General features: G+C 62.5%; 20 protein-coding genes. 15 read left to right on the top strand and 5 right to left on the bottom strand.

Annotation, left to right across the window (positions count from 1 at the left end):
- Positions 1 to 266: 266 nt before the first annotated feature.
- Both EPK99_RS20545 and EPK99_RS20540 read left to right on the top strand, forming a co-directional pair.
- The gene (locus EPK99_RS20545; RefSeq protein ID WP_425374220.1) at positions 267 to 1,802 is read left to right on the top strand and encodes a sensor histidine kinase; all 1,536 of its coding nucleotides are present in this window, start codon (positions 267 to 269) and stop codon (positions 1,800 to 1,802) included.
- A complete protein-coding gene (locus EPK99_RS20540; protein WP_128444922.1) occupies positions 1,774 to 2,730 on the top strand; it encodes a peptidoglycan-binding domain-containing protein in 957 nt (318 codons plus the stop codon). The genes EPK99_RS20545 and EPK99_RS20540 overlap by 29 nt, the downstream gene beginning before the upstream one ends.
- 88 nt (positions 2,731 to 2,818) lie before the next feature.
- Here the strand turns inward: EPK99_RS20540 and EPK99_RS20535 are convergent, their stop codons facing one another.
- Positions 2,819 to 2,986 carry a Thivi_2564 family membrane protein gene (locus tag EPK99_RS20535; protein WP_128444921.1) on the bottom strand — a complete coding sequence of 56 codons (168 nt, stop codon included), beginning with the start codon at positions 2,984 to 2,986 and terminating at the stop codon, positions 2,819 to 2,821.
- Positions 2,987 to 3,150: 164 nt separating this feature from the next.
- On the opposite strand from EPK99_RS20535, the gene EPK99_RS20530 reads away from it, so the two are divergent.
- Positions 3,151 to 3,492 carry a DUF1491 family protein gene (locus tag EPK99_RS20530; RefSeq protein ID WP_128444920.1) on the top strand — a complete coding sequence of 114 codons (342 nt, stop codon included), beginning with the start codon at positions 3,151 to 3,153 and terminating at the stop codon, positions 3,490 to 3,492.
- Between the two features lie 7 nt (positions 3,493 to 3,499).
- Here the strand turns inward: EPK99_RS20530 and EPK99_RS20525 are convergent, their stop codons facing one another.
- Complete coding sequence (locus tag EPK99_RS20525) at positions 3,500 to 4,546, bottom strand: DUF2336 domain-containing protein (RefSeq protein ID WP_205909114.1); 1,047 nt, start codon at positions 4,544 to 4,546, stop codon at positions 3,500 to 3,502.
- Between the two features lie 611 nt (positions 4,547 to 5,157).
- Between EPK99_RS20525 and EPK99_RS20520 the strand changes: the two genes are divergently transcribed.
- Positions 5,158 to 5,340, top strand: a complete 183-nt coding sequence (locus EPK99_RS20520; RefSeq protein ID WP_128444919.1) for a hypothetical protein — start codon at positions 5,158 to 5,160, stop codon at positions 5,338 to 5,340.
- A 9-nt stretch (positions 5,341 to 5,349) separates the two neighbouring features.
- Here EPK99_RS20520 and EPK99_RS20515 read toward each other — a convergent pair whose 3' ends face one another.
- Together EPK99_RS20515 and EPK99_RS20510 are read right to left on the bottom strand one after the other, a co-directional pair.
- Complete coding sequence (locus EPK99_RS20515) at positions 5,350 to 5,931, bottom strand: DUF1254 domain-containing protein (RefSeq protein WP_128444918.1); 582 nt, start codon at positions 5,929 to 5,931, stop codon at positions 5,350 to 5,352.
- Complete coding sequence (locus tag EPK99_RS20510; protein ID WP_128444917.1) at positions 5,924 to 6,508, bottom strand: DUF1214 domain-containing protein; 585 nt, start codon at positions 6,506 to 6,508, stop codon at positions 5,924 to 5,926. Before EPK99_RS20510 ends, EPK99_RS20515 begins: the two co-directional genes overlap by 8 nt.
- Positions 6,509 to 6,635: 127 nt before the next feature.
- Between EPK99_RS20510 and EPK99_RS20505 the strand changes: the two genes are divergently transcribed.
- From EPK99_RS20505 to EPK99_RS20495, 3 genes are all read left to right on the top strand, one after another.
- Positions 6,636 to 6,917, top strand: coding sequence for a type II toxin-antitoxin system RelE/ParE family toxin (locus EPK99_RS20505; RefSeq protein ID WP_128445038.1), 282 nt, complete (start codon positions 6,636 to 6,638; stop codon positions 6,915 to 6,917).
- Entirely contained in the window at positions 6,889 to 7,209 is a 321-nt protein-coding gene (locus EPK99_RS20500; protein WP_128444916.1) for a HigA family addiction module antitoxin, read from the top strand. Before EPK99_RS20505 ends, EPK99_RS20500 begins: the two co-directional genes overlap by 29 nt.
- 280 nt (positions 7,210 to 7,489) lie before the next feature.
- The gene (locus EPK99_RS20495; RefSeq protein WP_128444915.1) at positions 7,490 to 7,846 is read left to right on the top strand and encodes an endonuclease domain-containing protein; all 357 of its coding nucleotides are present in this window, start codon (positions 7,490 to 7,492) and stop codon (positions 7,844 to 7,846) included.
- Positions 7,847 to 8,116: 270 nt separating this feature from the next.
- Here EPK99_RS20495 and EPK99_RS20490 read toward each other — a convergent pair whose 3' ends face one another.
- Positions 8,117 to 10,312 carry a transglycosylase domain-containing protein gene (locus EPK99_RS20490; protein WP_128444914.1) on the bottom strand — a complete coding sequence of 732 codons (2,196 nt, stop codon included), beginning with the start codon at positions 10,310 to 10,312 and terminating at the stop codon, positions 8,117 to 8,119.
- 239 nt (positions 10,313 to 10,551) lie between these two features.
- Between EPK99_RS20490 and EPK99_RS20485 the strand changes: the two genes are divergently transcribed.
- The 8 genes from EPK99_RS20485 (at position 10,552) to EPK99_RS20450 (ending at position 16,780) form a co-directional block, all read left to right on the top strand.
- On the top strand, positions 10,552 to 11,013 hold the full coding sequence (locus EPK99_RS20485; protein WP_128444913.1) for a YcgN family cysteine cluster protein: 462 nt from the start codon (positions 10,552 to 10,554) through the stop codon (positions 11,011 to 11,013).
- Between the two features lie 55 nt (positions 11,014 to 11,068).
- On the top strand, positions 11,069 to 11,293 hold the full coding sequence (relB, locus tag EPK99_RS20480; RefSeq protein ID WP_128444912.1) for a type II toxin-antitoxin system RelB family antitoxin: 225 nt from the start codon (positions 11,069 to 11,071) through the stop codon (positions 11,291 to 11,293).
- A complete protein-coding gene (locus tag EPK99_RS20475) occupies positions 11,277 to 11,546 on the top strand; it encodes a type II toxin-antitoxin system RelE family toxin (RefSeq protein WP_128444911.1) in 270 nt (89 codons plus the stop codon). The genes relB and EPK99_RS20475 overlap by 17 nt, the downstream gene beginning before the upstream one ends.
- A gap of 73 nt (positions 11,547 to 11,619) precedes the next feature.
- The gene (locus EPK99_RS20470; RefSeq protein ID WP_128444910.1) at positions 11,620 to 14,280 is read left to right on the top strand and encodes a heavy metal translocating P-type ATPase; all 2,661 of its coding nucleotides are present in this window, start codon (positions 11,620 to 11,622) and stop codon (positions 14,278 to 14,280) included.
- Positions 14,277 to 14,708, top strand: coding sequence for a Cu(I)-responsive transcriptional regulator (cueR, locus tag EPK99_RS20465; RefSeq protein WP_128444909.1), 432 nt, complete (start codon positions 14,277 to 14,279; stop codon positions 14,706 to 14,708). Before EPK99_RS20470 ends, cueR begins: the two co-directional genes overlap by 4 nt.
- A 56-nt stretch (positions 14,709 to 14,764) precedes the next feature.
- A complete protein-coding gene (locus EPK99_RS20460) occupies positions 14,765 to 14,965 on the top strand; it encodes a heavy-metal-associated domain-containing protein (RefSeq protein ID WP_128444908.1) in 201 nt (66 codons plus the stop codon).
- Positions 14,966 to 15,141: 176 nt separating this feature from the next.
- The gene (locus EPK99_RS20455) at positions 15,142 to 15,705 is read left to right on the top strand and encodes a hydrolase (RefSeq protein WP_128444907.1); all 564 of its coding nucleotides are present in this window, start codon (positions 15,142 to 15,144) and stop codon (positions 15,703 to 15,705) included.
- Positions 15,698 to 16,780, top strand: a complete 1,083-nt coding sequence (locus EPK99_RS20450; RefSeq protein ID WP_245582499.1) for an AbrB family transcriptional regulator — start codon at positions 15,698 to 15,700, stop codon at positions 16,778 to 16,780. Before EPK99_RS20455 ends, EPK99_RS20450 begins: the two co-directional genes overlap by 8 nt.
- Positions 16,781 to 16,787: the final 7 nt, after the last annotated feature.

Below are 16,787 nucleotides of genomic sequence, written 5' to 3'. Positions count from 1 at the left end.
GGTTAAGCATAAATGCGGCAGCGCCCCCAAAGTGCCGAGGCTTTCAACAGCTTCTTTGCCGCAAAGGTTAACGTGCCAGGAAAAATCAAGATAAATCCGCCGCTTACGCCCCGTTAACCACGACGGTAATTGCGTCTCCCCCGCTGTCTCAAAGCGGGATAAACGGCCGGTTCCGGGCCAGTTGGCGCCTTCTCTTTTATCCTTTCCTTAAGCCGCCGAGACCTAATGTGGCGAGGTAAGATGAGTTCTGCGACAGGTTTTTTTGCGTGAGCGTATTGAGTAACATTGCCGGTAGCGCGGTGCTGTTCGTCGATAAGACGGCAGCCCGCTGGCTGACCCGCCTGGGAGATAACCAGGCGGCGCGCGCTGGCGATATCGCGCTGCTGCGCAGCCTTGCATTTGCCGGTGCATTGGCTTTCCTGGTCGTGCCGCTGGCGCTAAGCATGGTGCTGACCCCGGCGCTTGCGCTGCCGGTCGGTGCGGCATTGGTGGTGGCCTTCTTCCTCATTGTCGCGGCACTTGCCTTCCTCCCGGCGCGCCTGGCGCAGCCGGCAGGCCAGCAACTGTCGCAGGATCTGGCCTTCGAGGCCTGCCCAGGCCTTTCCCTGATGCTCGATCCGCATGGCCTGGTGGAAAAGATCGGCGGCCGCGACCGTCTGGCCTTCCCGATTCTCCTACGCGACGGTGCGGGCCAGGCGCTTGCCGAACTCGTCCATGTGTCGGACCGGATCGCGCTCGTTCAGGCCGTCGATCTGCTCCGCCAGGGCGCGTCGGGCACGGTTGCCGACATCCGCATCGAACGGCCACTTTCCGCTGCCGCCGGTCGCCAGTTCCTGCATGTCCGCCTCGACCTGACTGCCATCCGCAATGCCGAAGGCGAACTCGCGCAGATCTTCGGCCAGGCCCGCGACTGGTCCGAGGAAGAGATGCTGCGCGCCGAAGCGGTCAGCCGCACGGCGGAGGCTCATTCCGCCCATGAAGCGAAGTCTCGCTTCCTCGCCGCCGTCAGCCACGAGCTGCGCACGCCGCTCAATGCTATACTTGGTTTTTCGGACGTGCTGGCCGGCGAATATTTCGGCCGGCTGGCCAACGACCGGCAGCGCGAATATGTCGGCCTCATCCGCCAGTCGGGCGCGCATCTTCTGTCAGTGGTCAATACCATGCTCGACATGTCGAAGATCGAGACAGGACGCTACGAGCTTCTGACCGAACCTTTTGCGATCGCCGAGGCGATGGAAACCTGCCGCGCCATGCTGGACCTCTCCGCACGCGACAAGGGGATCACGTTGACCACCCGCGCCTCACGCACGATCGGTGAAGTCGTGGCCGATCGGCGTGCCATCCAGCAGGTGCTGATCAATCTTGCCGGCAATGCCATCAAGTTCACCGGCCCGGGCGGCGTCGTCTCTATCGATGCGAGCCTGCAGGGCGACCAGCTGGTGATTTCCGTGAGCGATACCGGCATCGGCATTGCGCAGGACAAGCTTGCCCTGATAGGCCAGCCCTTCATGCAGGTGCAGAACGATTATACGCGGCATTACGAAGGCACAGGCCTCGGCCTGTCGCTGGTGAAGGGCCTAGTCGCTCTTCACGGTGGGCGCTTTTCGATTGCCAGCCGGCCCGGTGAGGGCACGGTTGTAACGATTACCCTTCCGGCAGACGGCTCGGGCGTGCATTGCGAGCCGCAGGATGCTACAGGGGAGATGGTGGAGTTTCCACCACGGCTTAAGGCAAGCCACCAGCGGATCATGATTGACCCACAGGAACTGACGAATGAGCGGGCGGAAGCAAAAATCGCCTGATCCCAGGCGAACGGGCAAGAAGCAGCCTGCCCGCAAGTCGGGCCTGTTCCTGCGACTCCTCTCGGGCGTGGCGAGCCTCGTTGCGCGCCATCCGAAGCCGCTCCTTGGCTCGGCGGGCTTTGTCGTGCTGTTTTCCTTCGTGGCCGCCAATGCGCTTTGGTATCAGCCCGGCGGCCATCCCGCGCCGTTTCTCGCGACCCGAGACTCCAACGATCCAAACCGCATCGCCGGCTATCGTCCCGCCAAGCGTGCGGCCCCCGGAGATGTCACCACATTCCGCATCGAACGGGCGCCCGATCCGCAATCTGCCCCGCCGGTGACTGCTCCCCAAGCCGCGCCCCCGACTGTCGTGAGCCAGCCCGCATCGGCACCCGCGACCCCCGGGCCGACGACCGCACCCTTTCCGGCGCAGACCGCAAGCCCGCAGCCGCAGCCCCCGCTGCCGCAACCTATGCCGATGCCTCATCTGCAACAGGTGGCGGCACCCTTGCCGAAGCCGCCGCTGCCGGACAGCACCCGTCGCGAGCCGGCCAAGAAGACGCAGGCCTCAAATACGGCAGCAACGACCGGATCGGGCTCGTCAGCCCGGCCTACGGAAAATGTCCGGCTGCATGGTGACGACCCGATTGCCGCGGCGATCCGCTCCTCCGAGCGCAATCCGATCATGACGCCGCCAGCCGATATCCCGACCGGCAGCTCCAGGCCCGCGCGGCAGGTCGCCTCGGCCTCGGGCGGAGCGTCGCAACTCGTCTCGCAGATCCAGAAGGGGCTTTCCAACATCGCTTATACGGATGTGGAGATGGATGGCGTCGCCGGCGCCCAGACCAAGGCTGCCATCCGACGCTTCGAGAAGCACTACCGGCTTCCGGAAACGGGCGAGCCCAATGAAGCAGTCTTGAAGAAATTGAAAGCGATCGGCGCTCTCTGAGGCATATGCCTACGCGCGCTTTGGCGTGAGGAAATCTGCGCCCGGTTGTTGACCTGAAGGCCTCTTGCCGGGCGCATTTGTTTCAAAATCAGAATACAGCGAGATATTTCAGGATCGAAATAATACCGATGATGATGACGATGATCTGCACGATCTGCTTGGCGCGGCCATCGATCGGCAGTCGCGCAACGAGATAGAGAACGAGAAGGATCACCAGGAAGGTGATCAGAATGCTGATAAGAACGGAAGTAGCCACGGCCCCAACTCCTTTTTACGATTATGCCAAAGCGGCAATTCGCCTTTAATTATGAGGGGTTCGGCGAAAGGAAAGGGTTCAATGGGCGAACGGGCTCGTTTTTTGTCTCCGCTGGCATGCCGCGATTGCATTTTCTTTCGGTGCAGAAGGTTTTAAAGGAACACATGCGCCTGCGTTCCGATATTTTCGTATCCGCCCTGACCCGCCGCGTTTTTTCGGCTGGCGGATTTGCTGCCGTGGAGCATAGGGGCGCCGATGCGGCCGGAGCCATCTTCATCCGCCATCGGCACCGGGATGGCCTCGAAACTCTCTATGGGCCGGCGCCGCAGAACTTCTTTGCCGAAGACGACGGCGACCGAAAATTTGAAACGCGCATGAAGGCGGCGGAACCGGAGGCGGTCGCCGATCTCATGGCGCGCGAACGCCGCTTCGACCCCGATCTCTGGTTGCTGGAACTGGAGACGGATGAGTTGGCTGGCCTGTTCGAGGTGGTGGATACTCTTTAGCGCCTATTCAGCGGCGCCACTGGCCGCCCACATTGCGGCGTAGGCTGGCGGATGTCCGCAGCGGTGCTGCGGGTTCCTCTGCCTGAACCGGCTCTACGTCCGGCGGCACTTGATCCGTTGGTTGGGGGAGCGGCTCGGCATAGGTGTAACGATCGGCGCGACGCCAGGCTTCCACCCGCCGGCCGCATTCGTCCGTGTCGAGTGTGTGCCACAACGTCTCTGCACTCGTTTCCGACTCTTCTACCGTGCTCAAATGGCTGTAAAACCGCTCTAGGATGAAGAGGGCGTCCGGCTGTTCCATGAAAACGCCCTTCAGCGTCGTGGCAAGCTGGCGGCCGGAAACATCGAGCATGATTCGCTCGGCAAGCCAGCGGCTGGCGGAGAGGGCATCGGCGAGTACGCCTGCGAACAATCCGGCTTCGCGGGCGCGGGCAAAACGCACCAGAAGGGCAGTGTGGATCGACGAGACCGTTCTCAAGCCCAGCCGGTCATTCTCGGCTCGCTCCACATGTCCCGCCAGGATTTTGATCCGGCCCCTCAGCTTCTCCTCCTGCAGGAGGCGTTCGGCCTCCCGCGCTTCTTCCAGGGCGCGGGTCGTGTCGTCCTGGGCAGGGGTTCGGGCTTCGGCGGGCTGCGCGGGGCGCGCATACCGGAGGCCGACCAGCGCATCCAGGACGATGGGGGAGAGGGAGTCGCGGCGCGCTATCGCATGGGCATGATCCACCCCTTGCGTTCGGGCGATGGCAATCAGCGCTTCGTTGGAAAGGCAGGGCGAGGCGATCAGAAAGGGCGCCGAGATTGCGATTGGCTGGCTTGCAATGAAGAAGGCGACTGCCGGCGGCACGGTCTGCGATTGCGACAGCGCTGCCACCGCCTGACGGCGCGCCTCATCCGACGAGGCGGTGAAGAGAGGCGAAAACAGCTCGGCAAACTGTCGAAGCTCCGACCGCGTAGGATGCGGCAGACTTTCGAAACTCGTTACCGTGGCCATTAGCACCACATCCTTCTTCCGCATGGCCTGGGGCCTCTCAAGCTCTCGAAACTCGCTCATCACGGGCAAACTCACAAAACGCAAAACAAGTTTGAAGTGCCGGAAAGCAACCGAAAGGCGAACTGGCCTGCCGGTTCTTCTCATCGTACCTTGCCTGGGAAACTCCCGGTGGCGAGCCTTGGGCAGAACGTCCCTCGTTCAACCGCAGGTCCCGCCTAGGTTTAACCCTTATGCTAACGTCGGGAGGGTTAATGCTTGGTGAAAACGCGCCGTTTTGACACGCCCCTGATTTCTTGCAGTGAGTGCGTTTTTGCGGATCGCCCTGTTACAACGCGGCGTTGTCTGGATCGCAAGGCATGTTGCAGAACTGCATCAGTTGCAGGCATTACATTAGAATTAGTGAATTATTAACGATGCTCTGGCTGAATCCCAGGTGACCGGCGCGTATCCTGCCGGTGCGTTCAACTCCGGATGGTGTCGTGGCAGCGCCATTCGGAGAACGACCGAGCCAGGCGGGGTTGGTCGGCATGATGTCTCGGCGCTTTAAAAAAGCGCCGCTGACGAGAAAGGCGCGGATGCTTGCGGCAGATACCGCAGGGCGCGCCTGCCCCTTGAAGGGCAGGGTGAAATCGGTCCGTCTTCATCCGTCTCGAATTCGTTCAACGGAGGCGAGCATGGCAGAGATAGTAGTTCTGAACAAATGGCGCGCTCAGCGCAGCCGCCGTCCCCAGGTGCGGATCGGCGAAAGCGAGGATGCGGGCGAGATCGTGTTCTTCACGGGCGTTCGCTATGAGCGCTATCAAGAGCATGCAGGCATTGATCGCAGGGCTGAAAACCACGCAGTCCGTGCGGAATAGACGGCTCGCTCAAAAGCGGCTTCTGGAGCGCCATTCGAACGGCGCGCAGGTCGCCTTGTCCAGAAATTCCGATACGCTTTCGGCAAAGCTTCGGCCCGGAGCCAGGGCTCTCAAGACCACGTAGCCGTCCGAGGTCTGGCTTTCCACGAGGATGGATTGCGTGGCACCGGTCGGCAGGGTCTTGCGAAGCTGGGTCATCTGCATGGGCGTCGCCAGCACCACGTCCAGCGCTCCAGCGACGGAAGTCCGGTCGTTGATGCTGAACACTTCGTTCGAGCCGCTGTCGTAGACGGCGAGCGACCAGAAGGGAATGCCGGGATTGGCGCCTGCGATGCGCGCCGGGCTTTCGCTAAGGTCGAAGGCGCAGACGGCCGTCTCCAGATAGGGATCGTCCTTTGCAAGCCCGGCCTTGTCCGGCTTTTCCCCCAGACGCCAGAACCGTTGCACTTCGCCTTCGGCCAGCACGCGCGTATAGGCGTCGCGGTCGCTGAACTGCGGCAGAAGCAGCACGATGATGAGGTGCAGGAGAGCGGCGCCCACGACGCCGACAAGGACCGCCAGAACGAGGTGGAACGCGAACCGCCTAGACATTGCCGCACCCGATCTTCCGGATGCTCGGCATGGAAAGGTCGATCACGCCGGAGCTTCCGGCGGTCGGCGTGTCCAGCAGGGTCAGCGTCAGGCGGAAGGGGCCGACCGGAACGGCGAGCCAATTGCCTGCTGTCGCAGTCTTTCCGATCCGGATGTCGAAGGTCCCATCCGTGTTGTAGAGCGCCGTGCGGGAATTGAGCGCGCTGGGCAGATCGCCGTCGGGGGAGGGCGGCGCGGCTCCGGGTGCTGCGGCAAACAGGGTCCAGAAGCGGGCGGCAGGCGTCTGGCCGACGATGCTGTAGCTGCAGTCACCTGTCAGTCGCTGGCCGGTATCGTCCACCGATGCGGTAAACGCCAGACCTTCTGCGCTCGCATAGAGCAGCTTGCCGGCATTAGCCCGGTGCGAGCTGGCATAGGGATCGGCATCCGCAGTTTGGGCCTGCGGAAAAGCCTCCCATGCGCCGAGCTTGATGGCGCCGAACCCGGTCGTCGCATTGAGCGCTGCAATGGTCGACCAGATCCCGCCGCCGAAGGCGATCACAAGCGCGATGGCGATGAGGAGGGGAAGGCGGAACACGACAGGCTACGGCCCTTTATCGGAATGGTTTGAGACGATTAGCACTGATTTCCCTGCGAAGAAACGGGCTGATCGGCAAAACCTCATCCATTGCAGGCTATAACGTCTTGCGTTATGGTCTGGTAGGATCAGGAATTTCGTGGGTGGCGAGACAGAGCTCATCTGGTCCGGCAGGCGCAGCCGCAGGCTACCCTCGGATATCCAGTCTGTCGCCCTGCGGAAGTTGCGAATGTTGGATCAGGCTCGGACATTGAACGATATGAGAATACCACCGGCAAACCGGTTGGAGGCACTGAAGGGAAAGCGCGCTGGCCAGTTCTCGATCCGTGTGAACGACCAATGGCGCATTTGTTTCGTCTGGACCGATGGAGGACCCGCCGATGTTGAAATCGTCGATTACCATGACTGATACCGAATGGCTGCCCAATCCCCATCCGGGAGAGATCCTGCTGGAGGAGTTCCTGAAGCCGATGGAGGTTTCACAAAACGCCTTGGCGCGCGCTGTAGGCGTTCCGCCACGCCGGATCAACGAGATCGTTCTCGGCAAGAGATCGGTCACGGCAGACACCGATCTGCGCCTTGCCCGTTATTTCGGCATGTCGGACGGTTTCTTCCTGGGACTGCAGGCGGATTACGACCTGCTGCAGCGCCGCCGGGAACTTGGCGAGGAACTGGCTCGGATCCAGCCGCGGGCGGCCTGACCCCTCACCAACAAAATCTACGACTTAGCCAAGCTAAGATCGTAATTTTGTAACCTCTCCCACAAGGGGGAGAGGAAGTGTGCCACGCTCGACTCGTTTCCGTGCTGAATGGCAAAAACTATCTCAGCATATCGACGCGGCGGCTGGAGCGGCGAGGGTGCCGCGGACACCGTCTCTCCCCTTGTGGGAGAGAAAGCAGTTTCAACATCTTAGCGAAGCTAAGTGTTAGAAACTGCAAGTGAGGGGATCATAGATATCTTGTCCTCGATGGAGGGGCAGAATGGGGCATCAACCACCACCGGTCAATCGCCGCCGAGCACGGGATATGCGCTTCGATTCCACCAAGGCGGAAGCTTTGCTTTGGCATGCCGTCCGCAACCGGCAATTGGAGGGCTACAAATTTCGCCGTCAGGTGCCCTTGCAGAATTACATCCTCGACTTCGTTTGCTTCGAAGCCTCATTGATCGTGGAAGTTGATGGGTCGCAACACGCCGAAAACCCTCGGGACGAAAACCGGGATGCTTTCTTCCGATTGCAAGGGTTCCGGGTGCTGCGGTTCTGGAACGACGATATCGTCAGGAACATGGATGGTACGCTGCGTGCGATCTTGATCGAGTTGACAGGCTGTGTCGAGTAACGGCGGCCTGACCCCTCACCAACAAAATCTACGACTTAGCATTGCTAAGATCGTGATTTTGTAACCTCTCCCACAAGGGGGAGAGGACGGGTGCCACGCTTGACGTGTTTCCATGCTGAGCGGCAAAGTAACTCAGCATGCGACGTGCCGGCTGGAGCGGCGAGGGTGCCGCGGACACCGTCTCTCCCCTTGTCGGAGAGAAAGCAGTTTCAACATCTTAGCGAAGCTAAGTGTTAGAAACTGCAAGTGAGGGGGAGAGTTTAGATCCTTCTACCTCTGTGCCGGGGTGCTTGCCGGCAGGATGGCGGCGGGGTTCGTGGAGTCGGCGCTCGAAAGCGCGTCCACCGAACCGGTTGTGGTGGCGTCAACGACCTTGGCGGTGGTTGGCAACAAGGGTCCGGCAGCCTTCAGCTTTTCGCCGATCTGCCTGAGGATGCGGGTGGATTCGGCCGACAGCGAGCGCGGCCGCACAAGCGTCGCGAAGGCGTTTGCTTCCGGTTTCTTCTGCGCCACCGCGTCGCCCGGCTTGTGGTTGCCGCTCGGCAAGGGGTTCTCGATGCCGGGTATGGGGCGAAGCTCTATGCCCTGATGGGCGTAATCCATCAGCGGCTTGAACGTCATGGCCGGAAGAGAACCGCCGGTCATGTTGTTCATCGGCGTGAAGTCGTCGTTTCCAAACCAGACGGCCGTCGTGTAATTGCCGGTAAAGCCGATGAACCAGGCATCGCGATAGCTTTGCGACGTACCCGTCTTGCCGCCGGTGACGATGCCGCCGTCGAGCGCTGCCTTCCTGGCGGTGCCGATCACCGGGATCTGCGTCAGGATGCGGTTCATCGAGGAGGTGGCTTTCTCCGAGAGCACACGTCTGGCCGGCATCTCGTCCCGGTTAAAATCGTAGAGCACCCCGCCGTCATAGCCGAGCACCTGTTCGATCCCGTGCCGCCGCGAGGTGAGCCCGCCCGCCGGCATCACCGCATAGGCGGTCGCCTGGTCCATGACGGTGACTTCCGAGGTCCCGAGCGGGATGGTCTTGTCGTTGCGCAGCGGGGTTTCGACCCCGAAGGCCTTGGCCGTCTGGACGATCACGTCCGTGCCCAGAACTTCCTTGGCAAGCCGCACCGGCACCGTGTTCAGCGATTGGGCCATGGCGGAGAGCAGCGTCACCTTGCCCTTGTAGGAGCGGCCGTAGTTCTGCGGCGACCAGCCGCGCCAGGTGATCGGCGCGTCGGAAATCGTGGTTTCCGGCGTCATGCCGTGCTCCATGGCCGCAGAATAGGTGTAGAGCTTGAAGGAGGAACCCGGCTGGCGCAGCGCCTTGGTGGCGCGGTTGAACTGGCTTTCGCCATAGTCTCGCCCGCCGACCATGGCGCGCACGCCGCCGCCGTTCTCGATCATCACCATGGCGCCCTGCTTGACCCGGTAGGTCTCGCCATATTCGCGCAGGCTGGTCTCCATGGCCGATTCAGCCGCCTGCTGCAGCCCCATGTCGATGGTGGTGCGCACGACGACGGAATGCTGCTTGAACTTGCCGGCCGCGGCGAGCCGCTGCACCTCGTCGAAGGCCCAGTCGAGGAAATAGTCGGGCGATTTTACATCCGCCCGGTCCACGACCGTTGCCGGGTTGCGCCGCGCGGCAATCACCTGTCCCTCGGACATCAGGCCGCTCTGCACGAGATTGGTCAGCACTTCGTTGGCGCGGGCGCGGGCTGCCGGCAGGTTGACATGCGGCGCATATTTCGTCGGCGCCTTGAACAGGCCGGCCAGCATGGCCGATTCCGCCAGGCTGACCTCGGTGATGTTCTTGCCGAAATAGAATTGCGAGGCCGCCGCCGCGCCGAACGTGCCGCCGCCCATATAGGCGCGGTCGAGATAGAGCGACAGGATCTCCTTCTTCGACAGGTTGGCCTCGAGCCAGAGCGCCAGGAACGCTTCCTTGATCTTGCGCTCGATGGAGCGCTCGTTCGACAGGAAAAGGTTCTTGGCGAGCTGCTGGGTCAGCGTCGAGCCGCCCTGGACCACGCCGCCCGCCTTGGCATTCTCGCTCATGGCGCGGGTAAGACCCAGAAAGTCGATGCCGAAATGGTCGAAAAAGCGGCGGTCTTCCGTCGCCAGAACCGCCTTGATCAGGTGGTCCGGCAACTGGTCGATCGGCACCGAACCCTCATGGATGATGCCGCGATGGCCGACGACATTGCCGTATCGGTCGAGGAAGGTGACGGCGAAATCGCCGCGATTGCGCCAGTCTTCCTTGGTTTCCTCGAAGGCCGGCATGGCCAGCGCCAGCAGCACGACGAAGCCGGCCGTGCCGAGCGTCATCGCCTCGCCGGCAAGTTCGAAGCCGAGCCTCTTCCAGCCGCGCACGCGGAAGCGGCGGAAGAAAATGGTGATGTCTTCCCAGGTTTCGGCCAGCCGGAAGCCAAGGTTCCAGACGGTGGAGTCGATCCAGGAATCGATGCGCAGCAGCATATGACGCTTCTTGCGCGGCCGCCCCGATGGCTGATCTTGGGGTGACTGTGGTTCGTCCTGCACCGCTGGAATTCCCCGCTGTCGCTGAGTTATGCTTGACGTAGGCCCGCCCGAGGATCAAGACCCTGAGCCTATCACCGTTATTCAGCATTAGCTGACAAATGGTTTAGGACCAATGCCAAATCGCAACAGGGTAAAGGGCAGTCGGATGCGCGTGCTTCCGTCCTTTTGCATATATGATGATGAGCGAACCTTTCTGGAAGACCAAACGGCTCGAAGAGCTGAACCAAGTGGAGTGGGAAAGCCTCTGCGACGGCTGCGGCCTCTGTTGCCTCAACAAGCTCGAGGATTGGGATACGGGCGAAGTCGCCTTCACCTCGGTCGCTTGCCGGCTGCTGGACGGCACGAGCTGTCGCTGTTCCAACTATCCTAACCGCCAGGCAATCGTGCCCGACTGCATCCAGCTGACCCCAAGGGAAGTCGACGAAATCCCCTGGCTGCCGCCCACTTGCGGCTATCGCCTGGTGCGCGACGGTGAAGACCTCTACTGGTGGCACCCGCTGATCTCGGGAGATCCGGAAACGGTGCATCAGGCCGGCATTTCCGCCCGCGGCCGCACGGTCAGTGAAAACGATGTCGATGCCGAAGACTTCGAGGATTATCTGGTCGACTGGCCTTTGACGGTGGGCGAGAAGCGGTAGCAGGTTGCAAGCCGTACAGGGCTGCTATACAAGTATAGCAACTGGAGATGACCCAATGTTGGCGCTAAGGCTCCCGAAGGATATCGAAGATCGGTTGGAAGATCTGTCTAAACAGACGGGACGAAGCAAGAGCTTCTACGCCCGTGAGGCCATCCTCGCCCATCTCGACGATCTCGAAGATTATTATCTCGCCGAAGAGCGGCTGGATGCACTGCAGCAGGGCGACAGCGAAATCATCTCTCTTGACGACGTCATGAAGAAGCATGGCGTGGAAGATTGAGTTTTTGCGCGAGGCGGAGCGCGATCTTGCGAAGCTCGGCAGCGAAGAGATCAGGCGTATCCTGAAGTTCCTTAACACGCGGATTGCCAGCCTCGAAGACCCACGCTTGGTGGGGGAAGCGCTGCATGGGCCGGTGCTTGGAAAATACTGGAAGTATCGCGTCGGGCAGCACCGCATCATTGCGGATATCCGGGATGACGCGGTGCGCGTTATCGTGGTCCGGGTCGGCCACAGGCGAGAAGTCTACCGATGACATTCTTTCTTGCTGCCCCTTGACCTTCCCATGATGGGAAGCCCTATCTCAGGCAGGAAAGCGAGATCCTGCCATGACCGAGACCGCAACGTCCCATCCGAAAACCCTGCAGCTCACCGTGCCGGTGGAAGGCATGACCTGCGCCTCCTGTGTGCGCCGGGTGGAGATGGCGGCCGCCAAGGTGCCGGGCGTCGAGACCGGCGCCGTCAACTTCGCGACGAAGAAGCTCACCGTCGCAACGACCGAAGATTTCTCGGCCGGCGCGCTGGACAAGGCGATCCGCAAGGTTGGCTACGAAATTCCGCAAGGCGCCATGGACCATGCGCTGCGGGAGGCAGGGTTTAGCCCGCTGCACCATCACCACCACGAAAGTGAAGGCAGTGAGGGCGCCCCTGGCGGTCTCCCCCCTCGTGGGGGAGATGCCGGCAGGCAGAGGGAGGTTCCGAAGCTCCAGGCCTCCCATCCCCATTCGGCCCACCAAGGCCACGACCACATGCACGCCCATGCCGGCGAACAGGCGGTGGTGAAGCGCGATCTGCTGATCGCACTGGTGCTGACCCTGCCCATTTTCCTGGGCGAAATGACTGGGCATATTTACGCGCCTTTCCATCACTGGCTGATGGGCGTCATCGACACGCAGAACCTTTATTACCTCTATTTCGCGCTGGCGACGGCGGTGATCTTCTGGCCGGGCTTGCGTTTCCTCCGCCTCGGCCTGCCGGCGTTGTTTCGGGGCTATCCGGAGATGAATTCGCTTGTCGCGGTCGGCGTGCTTGCGGCCTACGGCTATTCGCTTGTGACGACCTTCGCCCCGGCGCTTCTGCCGGAACAGGCCCGCTTCGTCTATTATGAGGCGGCGACCGTGATCGTCGTGCTCATCCTGTTCGGTCGCCTGCTGGAAGCGCGGGCAACGGGCCGCACCGGCGAGGCGATCGAAAAGCTCGCCGGCCTGCAGGCCAAGACCGCGCGGATCGAGCTGGACGGCAAGACGATCGATGTCCCGGCTGCCGATCTGCGCACGGGCGATATTCTGGTCATCCGACCCGGCGAGCGGATACCGGTCGATGGCACTGTGATCGACGGGCAGTCGAATATCGACGAATCGATGATCTCCGGCGAGCCGCTGCCGGTAGGCAAGAGCGCCGGCAGTCCTGTAATTGGCGGTACGATCAACGGAAACGGCGCCTTCCGCTTCCGCGCCGACAAGGTCGGCCGCGATACCATGCTGGCCGGCATCATCCGCATGGTGGAACAGGCGCAGGGCGCCAAGCTGCCCATCCAGACGCTGGTGGACCGGGTGACGGCCTGGTTCGTGCCGGCCGTGATGGGCTTGGCCCTGCTGACATTCTTCGTCTGGTTCTTCCTCGGGCCGGAGCCGGCGCTATCGCATGCTCTGGTTAATGCGGTGGCGGTGCTCATAATTGCCTGCCCCTGCGCCATGGGCCTTGCCGTCCCCACCTCCATCGTCGTCGGCGGTGGCCGTGCAGCGGAATTCGGCGTGCTGTTCCGCAAGGGCGAGGCGCTGCAGGCATTGCGCAATGTCGATCTCGTGGTCTTCGACAAGACCGGCACGATCACCAAAGGGCAACCGGAACTGACCGATCTTGTAGCGGCCGAGGGTTTCGCTGAAGACGCGGTGCTAACCCTGGTGGCAGCAGTGGAAACACAATCGGAACATCCTATTGCCGAGGCGCTGGTCAAGACGGCTCACACCCGCGGACTTGTCCTGCCGAAGGCGCAGAACTTTCAGGCGGTTGCCGGCTACGGCATCGAAGCGGATGTCGGTGATCGCCGAGTGGCAGTCGGCGCCGACCGGTTCATGGCAAAGCTCGGGCTCTCGGTGGAGGGTTTCGCCGATGCCGCCCGCCGGATGGGTGAGGAAGGCAAGACGCCGATCTATGCCGCGGTGGATGGAAAGCTCGCCGCCGTTCTTGCGGTTGCCGATCCGCTGAAGCCCTCCAGCCGGGATGCGATTGCGGCGCTGCGCGCCATGGGCGTCGAGGTGGCGCTCGTCACCGGCGACAACCGGCGCACAGCCGAGGCGATCGCTGCCCAGGTGGGCATTGACCGAGTGGTGGCCGAAGTGCTGCCGGAAGGCAAGGTTGCAGCGCTCAAGGCGTTGCGGACGGGCGGCGCGAAAGAAATACCCCTCCCCAACCCCTCCCCACAAGGGGGAGGGACTTATCCGGCGTTGCGGACGGGGGATCGTGCAGAAGCCACCCCCTCATCCGGTCCTTCGGACCACCTTCTCCCCGAGGGGAGAAGAGGGAGCATGCCGGGAGGTCTCGGCTCTTCCTCTCCCCTTGGGGAGAGGGTCGCGGAGCGAAGCGGACGCGGGGTGAGGGGGGAGACCGCCCCTCGCATCGTCGCCTTTGTCGGCGATGGCATCAACGACGCGCCAGCGCTGGCGGAAGCCGATATCGGCATCGCTATCGGCACGGGCACCGATGTGGCGATTGAAAGCGCCGATGTGGTGCTGGTCGGCGGCGATCTGTCGGGTGTTGTTTCAGCCATCGCGATGAGCCGCGCCACCATGCGCAACATCAGGCAGAACCTGTTCTGGGCCTTCGGCTACAATGTCGCGCTGATCCCGATTGCCGCCGGCGCGCTTTATCCGGTCTTCGGCCTGTCGCTGTCGCCGATGATCGGGGCCGCCGCCATGGCGCTGTCCAGCGTTTTCGTGCTCGGCAATGCGCTGCGGCTGAAAACCGTGAGGATTGGAGGCAGGTCATGAATATTGGAGAGGCATCCGAGGCCTCCGGCGTTTCGGCCAAGATGATCCGCTATTACGAGGAGATCGGGCTTGTCCGCCCGGCCGCCCGCACCGGCAACAATTACCGCATCTATGGCGAGGACGAAGTGCATGTCCTGCGCTTCGTCAAGCGGGCGCGCTCGCTCGGCTTCTCGCTGGAGGAGACGGAAACGCTGCTGAAACTCTGGCAGGACAAGAGCCGCGAAAGCGCCGCCGTCCGGCAGGTGGCAACCGCCCATATCGCCGATCTGGAGCGGCGGATCGCCGAAATGCAGGGCATGGTGAACACGCTGAAGCATCTCGCCCAGTGCTGCGGCGGCGACCACCGGCCCGATTGTCCTATCCTCGATGATCTAGCGGGCGTCAGCTCCGCAGCGGGCGAAAGCTCCGCTGAACCCATAGCTCCATAGCTACGCAGGCCCCTGCTACCTTCGAATTTGAGATCCATACCTTCAAGGAGAACGACATGACTGCCATTTTCAACGTTCCGGACATGACCTGCGGCCATTGCGAGAAGACCCTGCGCGGCGCGCTGGGCGAGGTGCTGCCCGATGCCTCGGTCACGGTGGATCTCGGCGCGCATCGGGTGACGGTGGAGGGCGATGCCGTCATCGCGGAGGATGCCATCCGCGAGGCGGGTTACAGCCCCGAACGCGTTTCGGCCTGAGGATCGGGAAGCGCTTCGAAAGACGTCCATCGGGTCTGGCGCCGGCACGCGGCACTTGATATTTGCACGCCTGTCCTCAGTTAAGGTCTTGAGGTTTTGCGGGGCATAGCCCGCATGATTCCAACCTGTCGCCGGCATGGATGTCTGGCGGCCTTCGCCACAGTTGCAGGTTTTCGATGATCTCCTTGACGCCTAAAACGACTGCTCTCGTCCTGATCGATCTCCAGAACGGCATTCTCGCCATGGATACGGCACCCTATCCGACCGTGCAGGTGCTGGAGACGGGGCGCTCGCTGGCCGGCTGGTTCCGGGCTGCCGGCGCGACAGTCGTTCTGGTGAATGTGGATTTCGGGCCGGACTTCGGCGATGCGCCGCGCAGTCTCGTCGATGCGCCCATGCCAAGGGGTGACGAGCGTCCGGCGGACTGGTCGGAGCTTGCGGACGATCTTCTGGAGCCGGGCGATCTCCGGGTGACCAAGCACCAATGGGGCGCTTTTCACGGCACGGACCTTGACGTCAAGCTGCGCCGGCGCGGCATAGACACCATCGTCCTCGGTGGCATTGCCACCAATTTCGGCGTGGAATCGACCCTTCGGGCCGGCTGGGAACATGGCTACAACATGGTTGTTGTCGAAGACGCCTGCACGACGGTTTCCGAAGAACTGCACCAGATGGCCATGAACCGGGTCTTTCCGCGCATTTCTCGCGTCGTGCGGGCCGGAGAGTTGAATTTTGGTTGATCAATCCGTTGGACCCGTCTCCGGGCGCCTGTCGTCGCAGCCGGTCTGGCTGCGCTGGCTGTGCCTCGTGGTTGGCTCGTTTCTCCTGGCCATGGCGCTTGAATGGCTGCACCTGCCGGCCGCGCTGCTGCTCGGACCGATGGCAATCGCCGTCATTCTCGCAGTCACTGGCGGCGGCGTCGGCACGCCCCGCTGGGGCTTCGTCATTGCGCAAGGCGTGGTTGGCCTGATGATTTCAACCAGCCTGCCGCCCACCATCTTTGGAGAGATCGCCGAGCAGTGGCCGATTTTCGTGGCGGGCGTCCTGTCCACCGCCATCGCCGCGGCGGCCCTTGGATGGCTGATGGCGCGCGCGCAGATCTTCCCGGGAACCACGGCCATCTGGGGCTCCTCGCCGGGAGCGGCTTCCGTCATGACGCTGATGTCGGAATCCTATGGCGGCGACATGCGCCTCGTCGCCTTCATGCAGTATATCCGCGTGGTCTGCTGCGCGCTGGTAGCAACGGTCGTCGCGCGGGTGATGGGCGTGACACCGGCCGACGCAGCGCTGGAGATTGTCTGGTTTCCGGACGTTTCCTGGCCGGCAGTGCTGGCAACGGCCGCGATTGCCGCCGGCGTCTCGCTTCTGGGTGCAAAACTGCGCATCCCAGGCGGGCCTATGCTGCTGCCGCTCGCCGTCGGAATGGTTCTCAACCTCTCCGGCCTCATGCCGATCGTCCTGCCGCCCTGGCTGCTGGCGATCAGCTATGCGGTGATCGGCTGGGGCATCGGCATGCGGTTCACGCCCGATGTCATCGCCCATGCGGCCAGCACCTTTCCGCGGGTTCTGATGTCGGTGCTCTCGCTGATCGCCATCTGCGGCGTCTTCGCCATGGTATTGGTCGCGGTAACCGGCATGGACCCGCTATCGGCCTATCTCGCCACCAGCCCCGGCGGAGCGGATTCCGTCGCGATCATCGCCGCTTCGACCAAGGTGGACGTGCCCTTCGTGATGACCATGCAGATCGCCCGCTTCCTGTTCGTGGTGATCACGGGGCCAGCGACCGCCCGGCTTCTGTCGCGCGCCGCCCGCTGATCCTGGC

Origin of the sequence: Neorhizobium lilium, assembly GCF_004053875.1 — a bacterium.
GTDB lineage: Bacteria > Pseudomonadota > Alphaproteobacteria > Rhizobiales > Rhizobiaceae > Neorhizobium > Neorhizobium lilii.
Note: the sequence above shows the minus strand (reverse complement) of the source record. Positions and strands in the feature narration are given on the sequence as shown.